This window comes from Streptomyces litchfieldiae, assembly GCF_031845365.1.
Classification (GTDB): Bacteria; Actinomycetota; Actinomycetes; order Streptomycetales; family Streptomycetaceae; genus Streptomyces; species Streptomyces litchfieldiae.
Genome location: NZ_JAVREL010000002.1, coordinates 360,277 through 375,840, shown reverse-complemented (window position 1 = coordinate 375,840; position 15,564 = coordinate 360,277). Strand labels below are relative to the sequence as shown.

Sequence of the window (15,564 nt, the reverse complement as noted above, 5' to 3'; positions counted from 1 at the left end):
TTGGCGGAAATTGGCGGAAAAGAGGCGCTCGGTCGGTCAACTCGCGGTCGACTGAACGGGCCCGGCGGAGGATCGAGCCGGGCGGGCTGGGTACATATCGGAACGGATCGTTGAGAATTGACGTCCTACCGACTGGCGGCCAGGCCCCGGTGCCCGCCGCTCCTCGCTAGCGCGACCCGCTGCATACGGTGATCTGTGTTCCACGTGGTGCAACTGACCCGCGACGGGAAGGGACGAGCGCTGATGCGCGAGATCCTCGGAGAGCGACGCAAGAACGGAAACGGCAACGGTCACCAGGGATCCGCGCTGCGCGGCGCCGCCCTGGTCTACGCGCGGCAGTGGGGGTGGCCGGTCGTGCCCGGTGCCGAGGCCCGGCCGGACGGCGGCTGCTGCTGCCCCCGCGCGGACTGCGTGGTGCCGGGGGCGCATCCCCTCGACCCCGATGTGCTGGCGGCCACGACCGACGGCCCGATGGTCCACTGGTGGTGGACGGCGCGCCCGCGCGCGGCCATCATCCTGGCCACCGGCGGCCGGGCGCCGTGCGCGATGAGCCTGCCCGCGGTGGCCGGCGCGCGGGCGCTGGCCGAGCTCGACCGGCGCGGGGTGCGGCCGGGCCCTGTGGTGGCCGGGCCGACGCGCTGGATGCTGCTGGTCGAGCCCTATGAACTGCCCGAGCTGGGCGAGCTGCTGGCCGCCCTGGACCGGGTGCCCAGCTCGCTGCGCTTCCACGGGACGGGCGGCTACATTCCGTTGCCGCCCTCGCGAACGGGCCCGGGCCGGGTCGGCTGGGCGCGCGAGCCGGAGCCGCGCGACGGGGAGGTGGCGCTGCCGCGCGCCGGCGACCTGCTGGACGTGCTGGCCGACGCGGGGCTGTCCGCGCCGGATCCCGGGGGCTGGCTCATGCACTGAGGTGCGATGAACGGCCGCGCACGCGGACGACGGCGACATGAAAGGACCCGATCGCTGGCGACGGGGGATGCACCAGCGACCGGGCCCACCTCAGAAGGTAACAACTCATCGGGGATTCGCAAATCCCGCGAGGCCGCTCAATCGCCCGAACTCGCGTCGGATGGGGGGAGTTGTGACCGGAATCACTACCCCGTGCGGGGGTGTCGGCTCTCCCGATCGGACCTCAGTTCAGGGTGATCTGACGGTTGGTGAGGCCGTTGCGCGCGCGCCGCTCGTCGGCGGAGAGCGGCGCGGTCACGGCCAGCGCCTCGGCCAGCCGCTCCTGGAACGCCGCGGTCGGCTTCTCGCACTCGTCCGCGCCCTGCGCGGTGGGCAGGTCCCACACCGGAACGGTCAGCCCGTGCGCCCGGAACGAGCCCACCAGCCGGGTGCCCTCGCCCAGCGACGAGGCGCCCGCGGCGTGCAGCCGGGCCAGCGCGTCCAGCAACTGCTCCTCCGGGTGCGGCATCACCCAGCGCAGATGGTTCTTCTCCGGCGTCTTGCACCAGTAGGCGGCGTCCACCCCGGTGAGCCGGGCGGTGGGCGTGGCGGCGGCGTTGGCCCGCTCCAGCGAGGCGGCCACGTCGCCGGTGGCCTTCTCGGCGTCGTCCAGCCAGAAGTCGAAGCCCTCGTGCACCTGCGGCTCGAAGGGCGCGGTCAGGTCCAGCAGGTCCTGGAGCCGGGGCCCGTCGGGCGCGGGGCGGCCGGCCGACACCGGATTGCCCGGCGTGGTCGTCAGCGCCCGCGTCAGCACGTCGGCGAGGTCGCGGCTGAGATCGCCGGTGGCGGTGTCGTTCTGCAGGCCGAGCAGCACCTCCCCGTTGTCCCGGCGCAGCGCAGGCCAGGCCATCGGCAGCACGGTGCCCAGGGTCAGAGAGGGAACGTCCTCCGGCAGGCCGTCGGCCAGCACCAGCGGCACGGTGGCGGCGGGGACCAGCTCGCGCAGCGCGACCCAGTCGCACTCGCTCGGCAGCCCCTCGAACGGGCGGCGGACCAGCTCGGTGGCGGCCTGGGCGGCGGCCCGGCCGTGACAGGCCTTGTAGCGGCGGCCGGAACCGCACGGGCACGGCTCCCGGGCGCCGACGACGGGGACGTCGCCGTCGGTGGGCCGCCCCGTGGCCGAGGCGCTTGGCTGAGGACGGGGGCGGCGCTTTTTGGCCATGGTGTGCGGATCTCCTGGATGGATGAGCGTACGACTGTGCGCCGCAGCCTAGCCGCCCAGGGCCGGAAGGACCGCCCAGACGGTCACCGCACCCGTGGCCGCCTCCCGCACGCCCCAGGCCCGGGCGAGGGAGGTGATGATCGTCAGCCCGCGTCCGCCGCGGGCGGTGACGGAGGGCGACGCGGGCCGCGGCCGGGTCGGGCCGCCACCGTCCGTGACCGCGATCGTCACGGCGCCGTCGCTGTCCTGACTCCAGGAGGCATGAATCTCCTGGTTCTGATTGAGCGGCCGGGCATGCCGGCATGAATTGCTGAGCAGTTCGGAAAGGATCAATACCGCATCCTCGATAACGGATTCCGACGCCCCGCTTTCGCGCAAATCCGCGCGCAATCGTCGCCGTGCCGTCCCCACGCCTGATGGGCCGTGGGGCACCGACATCGACGACGTCGGTACCTGCTGTGTGACCACCAAAGCCACCCCCGAGACCTCCTTATGCCCCACGCCACAGGATTGGTGCCCTCGGGGCATCCGACGGAAACCGGCCATGCGACATCTGTTGACGCAGTCGTAATGATCGGATACGAAGCGGATGCGCCGGGGCACGCCGGGTGAAAGCCGGGGCCCTTTCGGTCAGCTCCCGTCAGCCGAGGCGGTCGAGCTGGTCACGCACCGTACGCGGCCGGTTGGTGATCACCGCGTCCACGCCCAGCTTCGCGCACAGCTCGACGTCCGCCGGATCGTCCACGGTCCACACGTATACGTCGTGCCCCGCCCGGTGCGCCCGTTCCACATAGCCGGGGTCGCGGCGCAGGATGCGGATGCCCGGCCCGGCGATCCGGTTGCCCGGCGGCAGCCGGCCGGCGCGGTGCCGCGGCAGCAGGAAATTCATCAGAAAAACGGTGGGCACCTCCGGCGCGGCGAGCTGAATTCGGCGCAGCGAGCGCGCGGAGAAGCTCATGACCCGCACCCGGCCCGGCAGCGGATGCCGTTCCAGCAGCCGCAGCAGCCGTTCCTCCACCTGACCCGCCCAGCGCGTGGGGTGCTTGGTCTCGATGGCCAGGTCCACCGGCCGCCCGGCGTCGGCCACCAGTTGGAGCAGCCGTTCCAGGGTGAGGACGGTGGTGCGTTCCGGATCGGCCGAGTCCGGCGTCTCGGTGCGGCCCGCCGGCGACTTCCACGAGCCGAAGTCCAGCTCCGCGAGTTGCGCCAGCTCCAGCGCCGAGACGGCTCCCCGACCGTTGGAGGTACGGTTGACACGGCGGTCGTGTACACAGACGAGATGCCCGTCGGCCGTGAGCCGCACATCGCACTCCAGCCCGTCCGCGCCATCCGAGATGGCCTGACGGTAGGCGGCCAGGCTGTGCTCCGGGGCATCCTCGGAGGCCCCCCGGTGCGCGATGACCTTGATGCGGTGGTGGCGGTCGGCGGTCACCGCGACATCGTGCCACGCGGGCGAAGCACCGGCGGGGTTTATGTCCGTCTGACAGACCATGGGAAAGACTGCTCGCACATCTGTCGTGCACCTGAGGAGAAAGCTGTGAGCACCGAGAACGAAGGCGCCGGCAAGCCGGAAGTGCCAGCCGCCGGTGCGCCTGAGCCGCAGGCGGGCCCGCCGGCCACCCCACCCGCGGCCGCACCGCCGCCGGTCGAGCCTCCTCCGCCGTCGCCCCCGGCGGCCGCCGCGCCACCGCCCGCGGGTCCCCCGGTTCCGGCTCCCGCCCCGATTCCCCAGGGCCCGCCGCCCATGGCGCACGGCGCTCCGCCGCCGCTCATGCCCGAGCCGGCCGCCCAGCCGCCCGCCGACGGCACCCAGCCGCCGGCTCCCTGGTCGGCGTTCCCCCCGCCACCGCCCCCGCCGGCCAAGCGCCGCACCGGCCTGTTCGCCGGAGTCGTCGCGGCCACGATCATCGCGGGCGGCATCGGCGGCGGAGTCGGCTACGTGGTGGCGGACGAGAGCGACGGCGGCTCGTCGATCGTCAGCGACGAGACGGACGACGGCGACACCGTCGCCCGCCCGCCGGAGTCGGTCGCCGGGATAGCGGAGGAGGCCCTGCCCAGCGTCGTCACGATCGAGGCGGCCAGCGGCACCGAGGGCGGCTCCGGCGGCACCGGCTTCGTCTACGACGAGGAAGGCCACATCCTCACCAACAACCACGTGGTGGCCACCGCCGCCGACGGCGGCACGCTCACCGCCACGTTCTCCGACGGCGAGACGTACGAGGCCGAGGTCGTCGGCCGCGCCGAGGGCTACGACGTGGCCGTGCTGCGCCTGACCGACCTGAACGGCCGCGACCTCGAGCCGCTGGCGATGGGCGACTCCGACGAGGTCGCCGTCGGCGACGCCACCATCGCGATCGGCGCGCCCTTCGGCCTGTCCGGCACCGTCACGACCGGCATCGTCAGCGCCAAGGACCGCCCGGTCGCCTCCAGCGACGCGCAGGGCAGCAGCGCCTCCTACATGAACGCCCTCCAGACGGACGCCTCGATCAACCCGGGCAACTCCGGCGGCCCGCTGCTCAACGCCGACGGCGCCGTCATCGGGATCAACTCGGCGATACGCGGCTCCAGCAACGGCATGGGCGAGGTCGGCAGCATCGGCCTCGGCTTCGCCATCCCGATCAACCAGGCCGTGCAGGTCGCCTCCGACCTGATAGAGACGGGCGAGCCGGTCTACCCGATCATCGGCGCCTCCGTGGAGCCGGCGACGGGCGAGACGGAGGGCGCCCAGATCGTCGAGGCCACGAACGACGGCACCGAGCCGATCACCCCGAACGGCCCGGCCGACCAGGCGGGCCTGGAGCCCGGCGACGTGATCACACGCTTCGGCGACACGCTGATCGACAGCAGCCCCACGCTGATCAGCCAGATCTGGACCTACGCCCCCGGCGACTCGGTCGAGGTCACCTATGAACGCGACGGCCAGGAACAGACCACGACGATCGTCCTCGGCGAACGCGTGGGCGACCAATGAACAGCCGCTAGGCTGTCCGGGTGCGCGGCCCCCGCGCACCCGGGAGGCGTGCCCGAGCGGCCGAAGGGAACGGTCTTGAAAACCGTCGTGGCGGCAACGTCACCGTGGGTTCAAATCCCACCGCCTCCGCTCGCCGAACAGTGAGAACGGCCCCTGACCAGCAGGAACGGTCAGGGGCCGTCGGCGTTCCCGGCGGTCGGCCGGCCGCTGTCCAACGCCCTCACCCGCCTGTGTCAGCAGTGAGCGCTGCCCTGCCGCGTGTTGGGCCGGTCCGATGCCTCGAACGCGGGGTGTGGCGGCCAAGGGGGGTGGCTCAGAAGAGGTCCGCGAGCCCTGTCGGCCCCCGGACTTCGTGCAGCTTTGACCCCACCCCCCTTCCACCGGACTCCCCCTGGCTCGCCGGCCTTGGCGACGGATGGGTTGCCGTGCTCCGCCGCCGTGCCGCACGATCGGGCAATGTCCCGATCAGTGGGTGCGCACACCGCCGATCCGTGCCCTCGGTGCCACGTGGAGGCGGTCCGTCCGGGTGTGCCGGCGTCCGTGGCGGGGCGTGACGTGGTCGGGTACCTCTGCGAGCACTGTGCTCACGCGTGGTCCCGGCCGGTCGAGGACGACCTGGAGGTCTACGACATCGTCAGGGCGGACCTCCCCGAGGCCACCCTCTACGGCACCGTCTGGCAGGTGGAGGCCGACCGCGTGCAGATACGCGGAACGGGCGGGGGCTGGCTGCGGTGGGTCGAGCGCTGGCGAGTCATCGGCTACTGAGGTCCGAGCCCGCACGGGCGCGTGGAACGCCTTGCGCGCCCCCGGGCAGCGACAGCGCGCCGAGTGCGTGGTTCCGCGTCGTGGCCGTGGTGACCGTTATCCGGCGTCGGCGGGGTCGTCGGCCTGGTTACGCTGGACGTATGAACATCACGGCATCGGGCGCCCGGGCCGGCGCGCTAGGCATGGCGCCGTGGATAGCCGTGATCTGACGGGGGTACGGCTGTGTGCGGATGACGACGCCTCAGGCCCGGGCGGTTTACCGTGATCCGACGGGGACTTTGCCAGCCTGGGTGCGGTGTTCGGCGGGGGCGGGCGTTGCCGCTCAACTGGCCTTATGCGGGTGCCCGCTGACCCGACGTTGATCCAATTCGTAACTGAAAAGCTTCGTTCCGTAAGATTCCTGTCGTCCGCCATGCACGATCGGCAGCCGCCGGTCGCTATAAGGGGCAGAGGCACCCCATTCACGAAGACTCGACGAGAGGACCCGAAGGTCCGGTGACCGACTCCTTGCCCGCGCGGCAAACCGGTGTGGCTCCGCTGTCGCCGCTGCCCGCGGACTTCCGCGCCTTTCACCAGCTCTACCGGCCCGCGTACGTCCGGTGGGCCGAGCTCTACCTGGGTGCCCGGTCCGACGCGGAGGAGGCCGTGGACCGTGCCTTCGAGCAGCTCGCCGCCGAGTGGCCGACCGTGCTCCGGCTGGACAGCCCCGCCGGATACGCCTGGACCCTCCTGAAGCACCGGACGATCGACGCCGCCCGGGCCCGGGGCCGCCGGCCGGTCGTGATGGACACCGCCGCGTTCGAGACGCACGCCCTGCACTCGGCGGTCGACCCCATAGGGGAGCTGGAGGAGAGCCTCTCCATCTACCAGGCCATCCGAGAGCTGCCCGAGCGCCAGCACGATGTCATCGTGCTGCGTTACTGCATCGGTTACAGCACCGCCGAGACCGCCGACATCCTGGGCATCAGCGTGCCCGGCGTCCGGTCCACCGCGCGGTACGCGCGGCACCGGCTCAAGGAGGCGCTCGGCCTGCGGGACGTTCCGGGCATCGAGGACGAAGAGGGGAGGAACGAGGATGGCCGTCCGGTCGATTGAGCAGGCGCTGGCCCGGGCCGTCCTCGCCGACCGCCCCCTCAACTACAGCGACCAGGAGATCGCGGCGGCCGAGGCCCGCATCGCGGCCCGGATCGCCGAGCGCGCCGCGCGGATCGCTGACCGCGTCGCCCGGCCGGGCCAGCCCGGCGCCGAGGCCCACAGCGCCGAGGCCCACAACACCGAGACCCACGAAGCCGACGCCGAGATCGCCCAGTACCTGGCGATCCTCTGCCGCACCGTCGTCGAACAGGACGGCGCGCTCCAGCACATGGCCGGCTTCCTCGGGGGGCGCGTTCCGGAGCCGGAGGGCGCGCGCGTTCTCGGCTGCGTGCTCCAGTTGGCCGGGCGGGAGGACAGCGCCCGCTTCTGGTGGCAGTTCGCCGCCGGCGCCGGGGACGGCGCCGCCGCCTACTGCCTCTACCTGCACCACATGACCCTCGGCGAGACTTGGGAGGCCGAGCTGTGGCACCGGCAGGCCGACCCCCAGGGCCACGCGCAGGCCGCCGAAGAGGAGGAAGAGGCCGAGGACGGCAGCAGCCCCGCGCTGGTGCTGCGGGTGCTGGCCCGGCTGTGCGGGGACCGCGCCTACCTCACGGAGGTCGCCGCGGCGGTGGTGCACTACGTGCCGGACGCCGTGCAGTTCGTCGACGAAATCGAACTACCGCTGCCGGCGGCCGACTTCGCCAAGCGAATCGAAGAGCTGACCGCCGCAGGCTGAACGAGTTTAATCCCCCGAGGTCACGCGTGCGGGCGAATACGACTGCGCTGAGTGGTGCTGAGGTGTCAGGTGGGCAATTCTGATGCCGCGACGTCGTACTCCATTCGAGGCAGCCCGGCCGACTGCCGAGTACACCCCAAGCACGTGATTCCACGGAGGAATTGACCCATGGCACACACCCGCATCGTTCGCGCCGTCACCACCCTTGCCGCCGTCCCGCTGCTGCTCGGCGTCGCCGCCGGCGTCGCCCAGGCCGCCGACCAGGCCGCACTGGCCAGCGGAAACGTCGGCAGCCTCGGCAGCGGCGTCGGCGACGACAACCTGGGGAACTCGACCACCACCCAGCAGTCCGCCGTCGGTCTCGGCAACTCCAACGAGAGCAACGTCGCGAACGTGATCGGCCCCGCCTTCGCCTACATCGACCAGTCCGACACCGCCTTCAACTTCTTCCTCGTCGACTAGCCGGCCGGGCCCAGCCGGGGCGCTGTCCAGCACAAGCGACTCCGGCCGGCAGAGTCAGCAGGAACGTCACGCCGCCGCGCGGTCGCTCTCCCTCGGGAGCGGCCGCGCGGTTCGTTCATTCCGAACGGAACGGACCGGAACGCCCGCACCGCCGTGCGGATGAACGCCTCCGCCCCCGGGAGTGTCACCGCCGCCCGCGCCCCGCGCCCGGCCTTCACTCGTGCCATGCGGTATGTCCATCACACCGGCCGCGCCCCGTCGCGGCAAAACCGCCCGTCGCGGTTCCTCCCGCTGCTCACCCTGCCCACCCTGCTGATCCTCCTCACCCTCCTCCCCTCCACCCCCGCGCTCGCCGACACCCCCGCACCCCCGCCCACCACCGGCGACCTCGCCGCCGCCGGCGCCGAGATCTACCGCGGCCCCGCGTTCGACACCTGCGACGCCCCCGACCTCGACACCATGCGCGCCTGGCTCGCCTCCCCCTACCGCGCCGTCGGCGTCTACATCGGCGGCCGGGGCCGCGGCTGCCCCGGCCAGCCCCACCTCACCCCCGACTGGGTCACCGCCGTCCATGACCTCGGCTGGCGCCTGCTCCCCCTCTACGTCGGCTCCCAGTCGCCCTGCACCCGCCTGCCCGGCACCAACCGCGTTCCCATCGACGCCGAACGCCCCCGCGAACAGGGCGCCGCCGAGGCCCAGGACGCCATCGCCGCCGCCCAGGCCCTCGGCCTCGCCCCCGGCAGCCCCATCTACCTGGACATGGAGGACTACGACCACCAGGACCCCGGCTGCGCCGCCACCACCCTCGCGTTCGTCCAGGGGTTCACCCACCGCCTCGACGCCGCCGGCTTCATCCCCGGCTACTACTCCAGCGCCACCTCCGGCATCGCCCACCTGGAGAACGCCCGCCTCGCCGGCACCCCCGACCTGCCCGAGGTGCTGTGGTACGCCCGCTGGAGTACCGAGCCCACCCTGCACGCCGAGCCCGCCCTCGACCCCGCCGCCTGGCAGCCGGACCGCCGCATCCACCAGTACGCCGGCGACGTGCCCGAGACCCACGGCGGCCGGGAACTCCTCATCGACCGCAACCTCGTCGCCGCCCCGGTCGCCGTCCTGGCGGATGATCACCAGGGGAATCCCTGACCGCCCCTGAGGGAAAGGAGCGGTCCCCTCCACCTCTGGGAGGTGGCGCCAGCACCCCTTCTACACCCTGGGGGGGATGCGTCATCGCGACCTGTGGCCGATCCGTTCGGGGGGTGATGTCTCCTAATTTGTAAGGCATGACCACGCCCAGGACGGCCCAGACGGTGACCCCGCCGACCTTCACCTCGTATGTGCAGGCCCGCGGCCCGGTGCTGCTGCGCGCGGCCCGTTCGCTGACGTCCAACCCCAGCGACGCCGAGGACCTGCTCCAGACGGCGCTCACCAAGACCTACCTGGCCTGGGAGCGGATCGAGGACCACCGGGCCCTGGACGGTTACGTCCGCCGCGCCCTGCTCAACACCCGCACCTCGCTGTGGCGCAAGCGCCGCGTCGACGAGTACGCCGTGGACGAGCTGCCCGAGCCCGACCCGCTGCCGGAGCCCGACCCGGCGGAGCAGCAGGCGATCCGCGACGCCATGTGGCGCGCCGTCGTCAAGCTCCCCGCCCGCCAGCGCGCCATGGTCGTCCTCAGGTATTACGAGGACCTCAGCGAGGCGTCGACGGCCGAGGTGCTCGGCGTCTCCGTCGGCACCGTCAAGAGCGCCGTCTCCCGCGCCCTCGCCAAGCTGCGCGAGGACGAGGAGCTGGCCGAGGTCGCACACCGGGACAGCCAGGCGATGGCCGCGTAATTGGTAGCTCCGTACTAATGCCCCGGCGGCCCCGCCGCCCGCACAATCACCGGACACCCACCGCTCGCGCGCGACCGCGCGGACCGCAGGAGGCCCCGGTGCTCGGCACGATGCAGGACGTCCCGCTTCTGGTCAGCCGCATGCTGCGGCACGGCACGACCATCCACGCGCGCTCCCGGATCACGACCTGGACCGGCGACGCCGCGGCGCCCCGGCGCCGCACGTTCGCCGAGACCGGCAGCCGTTCCGCCCAACTCGCCCACGCCCTGCGCGACGACCTCGGCGTCGGCCGCGCGGATGTCGTGGGCACGCTCATGTGGAACAACGCCGAGCACGTCGAGGCGTACTTCGCGATCCCCGCCATGGGCTCCGTGCTCCACACCCTCAACCTGCGGCTGCCGCCCGACCAGCTCACCTGGATCATCAACCACGCCGCCGACCGCGTCATCCTCGTCAACGGCACCCTGTTGCCGCTGCTCGCGCCGCTGCTTCCCCACCTCCCGCACGTGAGCCACATCGTCGTCGTCGGCCCCGGCGACATCGCCGCCCTCGCCGGCACCCGCGCCGCCGTCCACGACTACGAGGCGCTGCTGGAGGGCCGCCCCACCGACTACGACTGGCCCGACCTGGACGAACGCACCGCCGCCGCCCTCTGCTACACCTCCGGCACCACCGGCGACCCCAAGGGAACGGCCTACTCGCACCGTTCGATCTACCTGCACTCCATGCAGGCGTGCATGGCCGAGTCGATGAGCCTGACCGAGGCCGACACGTCCATGCCGGTGGTGCCCATGTTCCATGTGAACTCCTGGGGCATACCCCACGCCGTCTTCCTCACCGGCACCGGCCTGCTGCTGCCCGACCGCTTCCTCCAGCCCGCCCCGCTCGCCGAGATGATCGCGGCCGAACGCCCCACCCACGCCGCCGCGGTGCCCACCATCTGGCAGGGCCTCCTCGCCGAGCTCGCCGAACGCCCCCGCGACATCTCCTCCCTCGCCCGCGTCACCATCGGCGGCTCCGCCTGCCCGCCCGCGCTGATGCGGGCCTTCGAGGAACGGCACGGCGTCCGCGTCCTGCACGCCTGGGGCATGACCGAGACCTCGCCGCTGGGCACCACCTCGCTGCCGCCCGCCGGCCTCACCCCCGAGGAGGAATGGCCCTACCGCGTCTCCCAGGGCCGTTTCCCCGCCGGAGTCGAGGCCCGGCTCGCCGGTCCCGACGGCAGCTTCCTCCCGTGGGACGGCTCCTCCGCCGGCGAGCTGGAGGTCACCGGACCCTGGGTCGCCGCCGCCTACCACGGCGGCGCGGACGGCGAACCCCAGCGCCCCGCCGACCGGTTCAGCCCGGACGGCTGGCTGCGCACCGGCGACGTCGGCGTCATCTCGCCCGACGGGTACCTCACCCTCACCGACCGCGCCAAGGACGTGATCAAGTCCGGCGGCGAGTGGATCTCCTCGGTCGCCCTGGAGAACCACCTCATGGCGCACCCCGCCGTCACCGAGGCCGCCGTCGTCGCCGTGCCCGACGAGCGGTGGGGCGAACGCCCGCTGGCCGCCGTCGTCCTGGCCGGCGAGGGCGGTGCCGAGTGCCCCACCTACCGCGAGCTGTGCGACTTCCTCGGCGAACGCGTCGAACGCTGGCAGCTCCCCGAACACTGGACCCGCGTCGAGGCCGTGCCGAAGACGAGCGTGGGCAAGTTCGACAAGAAGGTGCTCCGCGCCCGTTACGCCCAGGGCGAACTCGATGTCACCACCCTGGACCAGCCGGGCTCCCCACCGGCCTAGTGCGCCCCGATCTTGGTCAGCAGATCCACGATCCGGGCCTGCACCTCCGGGTTCGTCGAACGCTCCGCCAGGAACAGCACCGTCTCCCCGGAGGCCAGCAGCGGAAGCTGGCTCGGGTCCATCTCGGCGGCCGTGTAGACGACGAACGGGGTGCGGTTCAGCAGGCCGTTCACCCGCAGCCAGTCGATGATCCCGGCCCGCCGTCGGCGGACCTGGTTGAGATCCATGACCACCAGGTTCGGCCGGATCTGGGCCGCGACCTCCATCGCCTCCGCGTCCGTCGTGGCGTGCGCGGTCTGCATCCCGCGCCGCTCCAGCGAGGCGGTCAGCGCGTTCGCGATGGCCTGCTGCTCCTCCACCAGCAGCACCCGCGGCGGATGCTGCTCGGAGTCGCGCGGCGCCAGCGCCTTCAGCAGCACCGCCGGGTCCGCGCCGTACGCGGCCTCCCGGCTGGCCTGGCCCAGCCCGGCCGTCACCAGCACCGGCACCTCGGCCGCCACCGCGGCGGAACGCAGCGACTGCAACGCCGTCCGCGTGATCGGCCCCGTCAGCGGGTCGACGAACAACGCGGCCGGATACGCCGCGATCTGCGCGTCCACCTCCTCGCGCGAGTGCACGATCACCGGCCGGTAACCCCGGTCGGTCAGCGCCTGCTGCGTGGACACATCGGGCTCCGGCCACACCAGCAACCGGCGCGGATTGTCCAGCGGCTCCGGCGGCAACTCGTCGTCGGCGGGCGCCGGAGCGCGCCCGACCGCGCCGCGCCCGGTCACCTCCACCGCGCCGTTCGGCCCGTCCAGCGGCTCCGGCCCCTCGGCCGCGCCCGCCGCCGGGGCGCTGATCGCGAACTGCCGACCCCGGCCCTGGGTCTCCTCCCGCTCCGGCGCGCCCGGCACGGGCGCGAGCCGCGGGTCGTCGGCCGGCGGCGTCGCCAGCTTCCGGCGCCGCGCCGGCTGAACGGGCTGCGCGGGGGCGGGCAGCGCCGGCGCCGGCAGGTGCGGCCCGACCGGAACGCCCTGGCCCAGCGTCTGCACACTCACCCCGGAGGACCGGTGGTCGGCCTTCGCCCGGTCGCTGCCCGGCATCGGCAACGCGCGCGGCTGCCGCGGCGGCGGTGAGACCGGCACGCTGCCGTCCAGGATCGGGCTGGCCGCCACGACCGAGTGCTCGACAACAGGCGGCTCGTCCGAGTCCTCCGGCTGCGGCTGCCCCTGCTGCGGAGGCTGGGGCTGCGGCTGCGGCCCGTGCATGGGTCCCTGCATCGGTCCGTGCATGGGGCCGTGCTGGGCCGCGGGCTGCTGCGCCACGGCCGGTTCGAGCGCGGCGGCTCCGGTCGGCTCGGGCTGCTGCGGCTGAGGCTGTTGCTGGGGTTGGAGCTGTTGTTGGGGCTGGGGCTGTTGTTGGGGCTGGGACTGGGACTGGTGCTGTTGCGGAAGCGACTGCTGGGGCACCGCGGGCGCGAGCGCCGGGGTCTCCTCGGCCGCGGGGCGGGCCCGCCGACGCCGCCCGGTCGGCCCCTCGGCCGGCGGCACGGCGGCCGGCGCGGGCGTCTCCTCCACGGCGGCCAGCGCCCGGCGCCGCCGCCCGTTGCCCGTGTCCGGCTCGGGCTCCTGCTCCGGCGCGTCCTCGGCGGCCGGCGCCTGCCTGCGCCGCCGCCCGGTCGGCGCCTCGCCCGACGGCGCCGGCTCGATGGCCATCGGCGCCTTGCCCGTGCCCCGCACCGGCTGCGCCGGAACGGGCATCACCGTCGTGTCGCCCGTCGCGTCCCGCGGCTTCGCCGGCGGCGCGTTGCCACCGCCCGCGGCGACCGGCACCTCCAGCACATAGGCCGACGAACCGCCCACCTCGTGCGTCTGAAGCACACCACCGTGCTGCCGGACGATCCCGCGCACGATCGGCTCGTGCACCGGATCACCACCGGAGAACGGCCCGCGCACCTCGATCCGCACCACATCGCCGCGCTGCGCCGCGGCCACCACGATCGTCGAGTCCCCGGCCCCGGACGCGCCCGCCGCCTGCCCGGTCGCGTCGACCCCGGCGACGTCCGCCACCAGATGCGCCAGCGCCTGCGCCATCCGGTCCGGGTCGACCTCCGCCTCGATCGGCGGCGCGTGCACCGCGAACTGCGCCCGGCCCGGCCCGATCAGCTCCGTCGCGCCCTCGACGCCCGCCGTCACCACCGTGTCCAGCGACACCCGTTTCAGCGACAGCTTCTCCCGGCCCTCGTCCAGCCGCTGATAGCTGAGCACGTTGTCCACGAGGGTCGTCATCCGCGCGTACCCGGCGGCCAGATGGTGCAGTACCTGGTTGGCCTCCGGCCACAACTGCCCGGCCGGATCCGACGCCAGCGCCGACAGCTCCCCCTTCAACTGCTCCAGCGGCCCCCGCAGCCCCTCCCGCAACACCGAGGTGAGCTGCTCGTTCCGCGCGGCCAGCGCGTCGTACGCCCGGCGGTCGGTGAACGCCAGCACCGCGCCCACCAACTGATCGCCGTCCCGCACCGGCGCGGTGGTCAGGTCCACCGGCACCGCGCGGCCGTCCTTCGTCCACAGCACCTGGCCGCGCACCCGGTGCTTGCGGCCGGAGGTCAGGGTGTCGTGCAGCGGGGTCTCCTCGAACGCCAACGGCGTCCCGTCCGCCCGCGAATGCTGGGCCAGCGCGTGCAGCTCCTGACCGCCGAGCTGACTGGCCCGGTGCCCCAGGATCTGCGCCGCGGCCGGGTTCACCAGCACGATGCGGCCCGCGGTGTCCACACCGACCACGCCCTCGGAGGCGGCCCGCAGGATCATCTCGGTCTGCCGCTGCTGGCGCACCAGTTCGGCCTCGGTGTCCAGCGCGTCGGACAGGTCGCGGACCACCAGCACCAGAAGCTCCTCACCGGAGTAGTCGTCGGCGAAGGCCGCCTCGATCGCGGACCGGTAGGGCGTATGACCCGCGTTGAGCCCGGCGCTGGTCACCTCGACCGGCAACTCGGTGCCGTCGGTGCGCCGCGCGATCATCCGCGTCGGCCGGGTGCGGACGCTGGGATCCTCCTCGGGCCGGCGCATCGAACCGGGGATACGGCGCGGGTCGAACTCCGGCACGATATCGAGCAGCCCACGGCCGACGAGAGGGGCGCCCGGAGCCTCCAGCGTCTCCACGGCGATGGCGTTGGCGTTGACGACGGTGCCGTTGCCGTTGACGAGCAACAGCGCGTCGGGCAGCGCGTCGAGTATGGCGGCGAGGCGAGCAGCGCCCCTCGCTGGCCTGCTGCTCACGACGTCGGTTCCTCCCTTGACCCACGTGTTCAGGTGCACGTCCCCCGTGCCTTCATTAGGGGGAGTCTACGGGCAGGCGCAACGGGCGCGGCGGTGCGTTCGAAAACAGCAGCTCAGGCCCCGACCGCGGGCAGCGCGGGGACCAGCGCGTCCCAGCGCGCGATCTCGCATCCGTTCTCCCGGCTGAAGGTCGCCCGGACGGGTTCCCCTGCCCAGGTCCCTTCGATCGTCGCGGTGGCCGGACCGCCGTACATGTAGGTGCACAGCGCCTTGGCGTCCGCGGCCACGAACGGCTGCTCCGCCGCCGCGATCGCGTCGCACGCCCCGGCCGGGTCCGCGTGGTCGCCGCCGGCCGGCCGGCAGGTCAGCTCATGGGTGCCGTCCGCCGACCCGCTGCCGGAGACGGTGATCAGCAGACGGTACGGCTCGGGAGCGGGCGCGGCAGCGGCCGGAGCGACGGCCGAGGCGGCCAGGACGAGTGCGGCGGCGAGGCTCTTGTGCAGCATGCGGGTGCTCTCCATGTTCCAAAGGGCCGAAGGCGCCGGTCGCACCTTCGCTCCCACTGCTAAC

Annotated in this window: 13 protein-coding genes, 1 tRNA gene and 1 pseudogene; 10 read left to right on the top strand and 5 right to left on the bottom strand. The window is 73.2% G+C overall.

What is annotated here, in order from left to right:
* Positions 1–243: 243 nt before the first annotated feature.
* On the top strand, positions 244–909 hold the full coding sequence (locus RM590_RS05275; RefSeq protein ID WP_311703173.1) for a bifunctional DNA primase/polymerase: 666 nt from the start codon (positions 244–246) through the stop codon (positions 907–909).
* A 223-nt stretch (positions 910–1,132) separates the two neighbouring features.
* Here the strand turns inward: RM590_RS05275 and RM590_RS05270 are convergent, their stop codons facing one another.
* The 3 genes and pseudogenes from RM590_RS05270 to RM590_RS05260 form a co-directional block, all read right to left on the bottom strand.
* A complete protein-coding gene (locus RM590_RS05270; RefSeq protein WP_311703172.1) occupies positions 1,133–2,110 on the bottom strand; it encodes a DUF5926 family protein in 978 nt (325 codons plus the stop codon).
* A 66-nt stretch (positions 2,111–2,176) separates the two neighbouring features.
* Positions 2,177–2,675, bottom strand: a pseudogene (locus RM590_RS05265) (ATP-binding protein); the annotation flags it as partial.
* Between the two features lie 75 nt (positions 2,676–2,750).
* A complete protein-coding gene (locus RM590_RS05260) occupies positions 2,751–3,542 on the bottom strand; it encodes a glycerophosphodiester phosphodiesterase (protein WP_311703171.1) in 792 nt (263 codons plus the stop codon).
* Positions 3,543–3,854: 312 nt separating this feature from the next.
* On the opposite strand from RM590_RS05260, the gene RM590_RS05255 reads away from it, so the two are divergent.
* The 9 genes from RM590_RS05255 (at position 3,855) to RM590_RS05215 (ending at position 11,737) form a co-directional block, all read left to right on the top strand.
* Positions 3,855–5,081, top strand: a complete 1,227-nt coding sequence (locus tag RM590_RS05255; protein ID WP_394813789.1) for a S1C family serine protease — start codon at positions 3,855–3,857, stop codon at positions 5,079–5,081.
* 42 nt (positions 5,082–5,123) lie between these two features.
* Positions 5,124–5,210, top strand: a tRNA-Ser gene (locus tag RM590_RS05250).
* Positions 5,211–5,621: 411 nt separating this feature from the next.
* A complete protein-coding gene (locus RM590_RS05245) occupies positions 5,622–5,846 on the top strand; it encodes a hypothetical protein (protein ID WP_311703169.1) in 225 nt (74 codons plus the stop codon).
* A 537-nt stretch (positions 5,847–6,383) separates the two neighbouring features.
* Positions 6,384–6,941: an RNA polymerase sigma factor gene (locus RM590_RS05240; RefSeq protein ID WP_311703411.1), complete on the top strand. Its 558-nt coding sequence runs from the start codon at positions 6,384–6,386 to the stop codon at positions 6,939–6,941.
* A complete protein-coding gene (locus tag RM590_RS05235) occupies positions 6,922–7,659 on the top strand; it encodes a hypothetical protein (protein WP_311703168.1) in 738 nt (245 codons plus the stop codon). Before RM590_RS05240 ends, RM590_RS05235 begins: the two co-directional genes overlap by 20 nt.
* 168 nt (positions 7,660–7,827) lie before the next feature.
* On the top strand, positions 7,828–8,121 hold the full coding sequence (locus RM590_RS05230) for a hypothetical protein (protein ID WP_311703167.1): 294 nt from the start codon (positions 7,828–7,830) through the stop codon (positions 8,119–8,121).
* A gap of 225 nt (positions 8,122–8,346) precedes the next feature.
* Positions 8,347–9,264, top strand: a complete 918-nt coding sequence (locus RM590_RS05225; protein WP_311703166.1) for a glycoside hydrolase domain-containing protein — start codon at positions 8,347–8,349, stop codon at positions 9,262–9,264.
* Between the two features lie 137 nt (positions 9,265–9,401).
* The gene (locus RM590_RS05220) at positions 9,402–9,953 is read left to right on the top strand and encodes a SigE family RNA polymerase sigma factor (RefSeq protein ID WP_311703165.1); all 552 of its coding nucleotides are present in this window, start codon (positions 9,402–9,404) and stop codon (positions 9,951–9,953) included.
* Positions 9,954–10,051: 98 nt separating this feature from the next.
* Entirely contained in the window at positions 10,052–11,737 is a 1,686-nt protein-coding gene (locus tag RM590_RS05215) for a long-chain fatty acid--CoA ligase (protein WP_311703164.1), read from the top strand.
* On the opposite strand, the gene RM590_RS05210 is transcribed toward RM590_RS05215, so the two are convergent.
* Both RM590_RS05210 and RM590_RS05205 read right to left on the bottom strand, forming a co-directional pair.
* Positions 11,734–14,994: a PAS domain-containing protein gene (locus RM590_RS05210; RefSeq protein ID WP_311703163.1), complete on the bottom strand. Its 3,261-nt coding sequence runs from the start codon at positions 14,992–14,994 to the stop codon at positions 11,734–11,736. The two genes, RM590_RS05215 and RM590_RS05210, sit on opposite strands and share 4 nt — an antisense overlap.
* A 113-nt stretch (positions 14,995–15,107) precedes the next feature.
* On the bottom strand, positions 15,108–15,500 hold the full coding sequence (locus RM590_RS05205) for an SSI family serine proteinase inhibitor (protein ID WP_311703162.1): 393 nt from the start codon (positions 15,498–15,500) through the stop codon (positions 15,108–15,110).
* Positions 15,501–15,564 lie beyond the last annotated feature (64 nt).